Source organism: Achromobacter sp. DMS1, from assembly GCF_001270295.1.
On record NZ_LHSJ01000049.1, the window covers coordinates 22,862 to 29,342 of the forward strand.

The 6,481-nt window shown below is 65.8% G+C and carries 3 protein-coding genes and 2 pseudogenes; all 5 read right to left on the bottom strand.

What is annotated here, in order from left to right; all coding sequences use genetic code 11:
* Window positions 1-7: 7 nt before the first annotated feature.
* The 5 genes and pseudogenes from AD428_RS08035 to AD428_RS08055 all read right to left on the bottom strand — a co-directional run bounded on the left by AD428_RS08035 (window position 8) and on the right by AD428_RS08055 (window position 6,290).
* Window positions 8-933, bottom strand: a pseudogene (locus tag AD428_RS08035) (ABC transporter permease).
* A gap of 22 nt (window positions 934-955) precedes the next feature.
* Window positions 956-1,927 (bottom strand): ABC transporter permease, encoded by a 972-nt coding sequence (locus AD428_RS08040; RefSeq protein WP_053244793.1) that lies wholly within the window; start codon window positions 1,925-1,927, stop codon window positions 956-958.
* Between the two features lie 160 nt (window positions 1,928-2,087).
* Window positions 2,088-3,695 (bottom strand): ABC transporter substrate-binding protein, encoded by a 1,608-nt coding sequence (locus AD428_RS08045; protein ID WP_053244794.1) that lies wholly within the window; start codon window positions 3,693-3,695, stop codon window positions 2,088-2,090.
* Window positions 3,696-4,034: 339 nt separating this feature from the next.
* Window positions 4,035-5,635: pseudogene (locus AD428_RS29370) on the bottom strand (DUF3482 domain-containing protein).
* Between the two features lie 289 nt (window positions 5,636-5,924).
* Window positions 5,925-6,290, bottom strand: a complete 366-nt coding sequence (locus AD428_RS08055) for a DUF4870 family protein (protein WP_053244795.1) — start codon at window positions 6,288-6,290, stop codon at window positions 5,925-5,927.
* Between the last annotated feature and the right edge of the window lie 191 nt (window positions 6,291-6,481).

The following is a 6,481-nucleotide window of genomic DNA, read 5'->3' on the forward strand; positions in this document are numbered from 1 at the left end:
GGCTTCCTCAGCGCAGCTTGGGGTTGAGCGCGTCGCGCAGCCAGTCGCCCAGCAGGTTCACCGACAGCACCAGCGCCACCAGCGCGATGCCGGGAAAGATCGAGATCCACCACATGCCCGAGAACAGATAGCTGTTGCCGATGCGGATCAGCGTGCCCAGCGACGGCGCGGTGGGCGGCACGCCCACGCCGAGGAAGGACAGCGTGGCCTCGGTGATGATGGCGACGGCCAGGTGGATGGTGGCGATGACCAGCACCGGCCCCATGACGTTGGGCAAAATGTGGCGGCGCAGGATGGTGAAGGGGCCGATGCCGATGAGCCGGGCCGCCTGCACGTATTCCTTGTTGCGCTCCACCAGCGTGGAGCGCGCACCGTGCGCGCGTACTGCACCCAGCCGGAAATGCCGATGGCGAAAATGAGCACGTAGAGGGCCAGCTCGTCATGCATGTCGCGCGGCAGGATGCCGCGCGCCACGCCGTCGATCAGCAGGGCCACGAGAATGGCCGGGAACGAAAGCTGCACGTCCGCCACGCGCATGATGAAGCTGTCCAGGCGGCCGCCCGCATAGCCGCTGACGAGGCCCAGCGACACTCCCAGCACCATGGAGAAGAGCACCGACGCGAAGCCCACCAGCAGCGACACGCGCGAGCCATACAGCACCGCGGAAAGAATGTCGCGTCCCTGGTCGTCGGTGCCGAGCAGGAAGTCCGGGCTGCCGCCTTCTTCCCACGAGGGCGGCGTATTGGCGTCCATGATGTTCAGGGAGGCCAGGTCGAAGGGGTTGTGCGGCGCGACCACGGGCGCGAACACCGCGCCCAGGACGATGGCCAGCGTGACGATGGCGGCGATGACGGCGCCGGGCGTGCGCTTGAAGCTGTGCCACAGGTCGCTGTCGGCGGCGCGCGCGAAAAACGGGGCGATGCGGGTGTTCATGGGGAGTCCTTTGCCGTCCGGCCTATTTGCTCTGCACGCGCAGCCGCGGATCGACGGCGAAGTACAGGAGGTCCACGATCAGGTTGATGACCACGAACATGAACGCGATGAGCACCAGGTAGGCCGCCATTACGGGAATGTCCACCATGCTCACCGCCTGGATGAAGAGCAGCCCCATGCCGGGCCACTGGAATACGGTTTCGGTGATGATGGCGAAGGCGATGATGGAGCCGAGCTGCAGCCCCGTGATGGTGATGACCGGCACCATGGTGTTCTTGAGCGCATGGCGGAAATTGATGAGCCGCTCGGGCAGGCCCCGCGCGCGCGCGAACTTGATGAAATCCGCCCGCAGCACTTCCAGCATTTCGGCGCGCACCAGCCGCATGATGAGCGTCATCTGGAAAAGCGCCAGCGTGATGGCCGGCATGATGAGCGCGAGCAGCCCCGACTTGGTGAGCAGCCCGGTGGTCCACCAGCCCAGGCTGACCACGTCGCCGCGCCCGAAGCTGGGCAGCCAGCGCAGCTGCACGCCGAAAAAGAGGATGAGCAGGATGCCGATGAGAAAGGTCGGCAGCGAGATCCCGGCCAGCGACAGCGCCATGAAGGCCTTGGACAGCACGCCGCGCCGCCTGAGCGCGGTGTAGATGCCCATGGGAATGCCCAGCGCCAGCGCCATCACGGCCGAGACGATGGAAAGCTCCAGCGTGGCGGGCAGGCGTTCTTCGATGAGCTCGCTCACGGGACGGCGATGGCGGTACGAAATGCCGAAATCGCCGCGCGCGGCGTTCGCCACGAAATGCGCGTACTGCACCACGAACGGGTCGTTCAAGCCGAGCTGCTCGCGCAATTGTTCGCGCTGCTCGGGCGTGGTGTCCTGGCCCACCATGCTCGCGACGGGGTCGCCCACGTAGCGGAACATGGAAAAGGCAATGAGCGCCACGGTCAGCATGACGAGCAGCGCCTGGAACAGCCGGTTGGCAATGAAGGAAAGCATGTGCGGGTGCCCTCTCAAGAAAACACCGGGACGCCCCAAGTTTTCTTGCCTCCCGCGGGAGGCGCGACCGGCGCCGCGTCGGGGGCGCCGTTCCCAGGCCGGACGGGGGCCGGCGGAAAACCGGCGCGGGCGGCGGGCCCGCGCCGGGCGAGGCATGCCGCTAGGGCATGACGACGTTGCGCAGGTCGAGCACGTCGTCGGCGCGCTGGATGACCTGGATGCCTTCCTTCACGCCCCAGGACATGGGCTGCTGGTGCAGCGGCAGGTAGCCGTAGTCCGCGCGCACGATGCCGAAGGCTTCCTTGATCATCTCGTTGCGCTTGGCCTGGTCGGTTTCCACGCCGATCTTGGCGGTGAGCTCGTCGACCTTCTTGTTGCAATAGCCGCCCAGGTTGAACTGCCCAGCCGCGGTCTTGGCGTCGCGGCAGGCGGCGAGGTTCAGGAGCGAGTTGTGCGCGTCGGTGGAGCTCGGCGTCCATCCCAGCATGTACATGCTGGTCTGGTTGCCCGCCTGCAGCAGGATCTTGCCGAAGTACTTGGACTTGGTCTGCGCGAGCAGGTTGATCTTGATGCCCACGCGGGCCAGCATGCCGGCCACGGCCTGGCAGACCTTCTCGTCGTTGACGTAGCGGTCGTTGGGGCAGTCCATGGTGACGGAGAAGCCCTTCGGATAGCCGGCCTCGGCAAGAAGCTTCTTGGCGCGGGCGGGATCGGGCTTGTAGGGCTCGCCGAAGGACGGATCATAGCCGTTGATGGACGTGGCGATCAGCGAGCCCAGCGGCTTGGCCGCGCCGCGCATGATCTTCTCGTTGATGGCCTTGGTGTCCACCGCCAGCACCACCGCCTCGCGCACCTTGGGGTCCTTGAAGGGATTCTTGCCCTTGACGTCCGAGAACAGCAGTTCGTCGCGGCTCTGGTCCATGCCGATGAAGATGGCGCGCGCCTCGGGCGCGGTCAGGGGCTTGACGCCCTTGGCGTCTTCCAGCCGCTTCCAATCCTGCACGGGCACGGGCTGCACCACATCCATTTCGCCGGAGATCAGCGCGGCCACGCGGGTGGCTTCCTGCGTGATGGGCTGGAAGATCACCTCATCGATGTTGGTCTTGATGTTCTTGTCCCAGTAGCCGTCGAAGCGCTTGAGCACCGTCTTTACGTCGGGCTGGCGCTCCACCAGCATGAACGGGCCCGTGCCGTTGGCGTGCAGGTTGGCGTAGTTGCCCTGGTTGTCGCCCTTGACGTTGGTGGCCTCGGTGGTGTTGTGCTTCTCGGACCACGATTTGCTCATGATGTAGAGAAACACCCATTCGCGCGGCAGGATGGGGTTGGGCGTGGGGGTGGTGACCTCGATGGTGTAGTCGTCGATCTTCTTGATGTCCGAGGCCTTGGCGCCGTAGCCCTTCATGTCGGAGCCGGGCGTGAGGCTGCGTTTCCAGGAGAAGATGACGTCGTCCGCGGTGAAGGGGGAGCCGTCGTGGAACTTCACGCCCTTGCGCAGCTTGAAGACCCATTTCGTGGGCTCGGGGTTTTCCCAGCTTTCGGCCAGCAGCGGCACCAGCTTGAGGTTGCCGTCGTAGCCGGCGAGCGTTTCGTAGATGTTGCCCTGGAAACCCAGCGTGAAGGTTTCGTTCAGGGCCATGGGGTCCATGGACGTGGCATCGCCCTGATAGGACCAGTGAAAGGTCTTGGCCGCCGCCGCGCCGCTGAATGCCAGCGAGGCGGCCAGCGTTGCCGCCAGCGCCGCTTGTTTGAAGAATCGGGTAGTACGCATAGCCCTGTGCTCCATGATGCGCGGATGCGCGCGACAGAAGTGGATAGGGCCCGGGCCCCTGTTTGGAGCCGGGGCATGGCATTGCTGCTTACGACGAAAAGCGGACAGGGGCACGGCGCGGCATGCGCGCGGCGATACAAAAAACGGCTTCGCAGGACTTCGACTTCACGATAGACCCAACCCCTTTTGACGAGCATGGCGGGCAATGCCCGCCAGCGCAGAACGAATCTTATAGAGCCATTCGTTTAAGCGTCAATTGGTTTGGATTGGGGTTAGTACGGGGGGAGATGCCGGCCGAAGCGGGTGCGGACGCGGCCCGCGATGCGCATGTGCGCGGATTCAGGCGGCGTGCGGCGCGTCGGCCGCGAGCGCGCGCGCCAGCTCGGCGGCCACCTGCTTGCGCCGCTCGCTGTCTTCGTAATGGCCGCCCAGCGCCGACCATTCCGGCCGGCTGCGCGCCTCCTTGAGTGCATCGGGCAGCGGTCCGGCGCGCCAGGCGTCGTCGTCGGGATGCGCCGGTTCCAGCGGCTCGCGCGCCGCGTGGCCGCGGCGTTCCAGCGCTTCGATGAGATGGCGCTGCGGCAGCGCCAGCAGGCGCAGCACCGGATCGTCCACGCTGATTTCGCGCCAGCCGCGCAGCTTGCCCGCCACGCGCCTGCCCAGTTTTCCACGCCCTGCCACAGGCCGCCAGCAGCCGCGCCGATCAGCATGCCGGTGCCCAGGCTCAGGCCCGCGCTCAGCAGGTCGACCGCCGCGCCGGCCATGGCGCCGGCGGCCGCGCCCACGCCCACCTGCACGCCCATGTCCTTGAGCGCCTGGGGATGGAACAGGTCCATGCTCCAGCGCTCGCCGGCAAGCGGCAGCGTGTCGGCATGAAAATCGGATGGGCGGAAGTTGTAGAGCGCCAGCAAGGCATCGACGCAGCCCTGTTCGCGCTGCCGCACCTGGTTGCGCAGCGTCTGCGATGCGCGCGCGAGCGCCGCTTCGTCGCTCGGGCTGGCCCGACTATAGCGCTCGCCCACCTTGCCCGATCCCTCTAGCTTCACCGTAATCTTTTCCGAGGGGACGAAACGCGAGCCCGTGATGCGCGTCGTCTTCTCGCTGATCTGCTCATAGCGGCATTCGCGCATGTCCAGCCGGCCGCCGGCGAAAAACTCCTCGTAGGGGTTGGAGCGCTCGTACATGGCGTGCCCCGCCACCGACGCCACGGTGCAACGCTGCTCGGGATGCATGGCGGTTACGCACACGTCGTCGTGGCTGATTTCCCCCATGACCGTCTCCTTGCCCCCGTACGGCTCGGCGCAGAAAGAGGCGCATTCCAGCACCTTGCCGAGGTAGTACGCCTGGTCGGCGGCATAGCCGTGATGCAGCGCCGGCGCGGCGAACACCGCTGCATCGGAACTGCGTCCGCCGATGATCACGTCCGCGCCGGCCTCCAGCAGTTTCAGGTACGGCTGCACGCCCGCCACGGCCACGATGCGGTCGGTGGCATCCAGCTCGGCCTCGCTCAGGTCGGCATAGCCATCCAGGCCCGTCACGGTCTGGCCTTCGCGCAGCTTGCGCCGCACGAAAGCCGGGTCCACTTCCGAATAGAAATAGCCGATCTTGAACGGCGCCAGCCCGTGCTTGCGCGCCAGCTCCTTGATGATGCTCACATACAGGTCGACCCGGCTGTTCGAACCCGTGTCGCCGGCCGAGCCGATGATCATGGGCACGCCCAGCTCGCGCGCGGCCAGCAGCATCTGCTCCAGGTCATGCCGCTGCCAGGCTTCGGGGCTGGTGGAGGTATCCGACCCCAGCGGCACGGGGCCCACGTCGTCGCTGCCGGAATCGGCCGCGATGTAATCCGGCCCGGCCTGAACGCTGGCGCGGAAGCTCTCGACACGCAGCGGCGCAAAGCCGAGGTGCCCATTGGGACAAATGATTTTCAAAGAAGGCATATGTCTGGCTCAGGTAAAAGAAATGCCACGCGGGGAATGCCACGCGGCGCGTGGCCTCCTCATTCATGCAAAAGCCATGCCATGTGCCCGTCCCAGCCAAACCCCCTTGAAATCAAGATCTTGGCCGGTTGCCCTGCTTACTGATTCGCGCGTATTTCACGCTTATGCGCGATTTACCCGCACCAGCCTCCAACGCCCGGTTTCGGATCATCGGACCAGGATGGGACCGCGGGACGAAAAAAAGCCGGCGCCAAGGCGCCGGCCTGTCTGGATCGGTGAAGAACGCCGGTCAGGCGTAGGAAGTGGGAGCGTTGCCTTCGAGCAGCGCCAACCAGCCGCGGATGAGCCGGTACAACACCCACACCACCGTGGCCACCACGCCCACCCATCCGATGAAGATCAGCGTGGCAATGAAGCTGATGGCCAGCCACAGCAGCGCCCACCAGAACGTGCGCAGCAGCCAGTCGAAATGCGAGGCATAGACAGTGCCGGCGGCATCCGACCGCTTCAGGTACATCAGCACCACGGAAGCCAGCGTCGCGATACCCAGGAAACCACTGGTGATGAAGCCCAGGGCATACAGGCCGTAAGCCACGTGGGTCAGCGTGCGCAGGTCCGGCGTGGCGCCGGTTACGGGGGTCTGAGTATCACTCACGATAACGCTCCATCGAATTGATTGAGCCAATCTTACCGCACAAAGCGGACCCTCCCGCCGTCGTTGTTATTTGGGCACAACCAGTATTGACGCGGGTTGCGAGGCCATTTTCATGCCCGCCGCGCCTTGCCCGCGGCGCGGCGTAGGCGCCGGTGCGGCCGGATTTCGTACTGGCGCGGGCCCTGGGGAGG

Bases quoted from the DNA above. Each gene is read 5' to 3' on its own strand.
- AD428_RS08040 (WP_053244793.1), bottom strand. From the start codon at position 1,927: ATGCTTTCCTTCATTGCCAACCGGCTGTTCCAGGCGCTGCTCGTCATG.
- AD428_RS08045 (WP_053244794.1), bottom strand. From the start codon at position 3,695: ATGCGTACTACCCGATTCTTCAAACAAGCGGCGCTGGCGGCAACGCTG.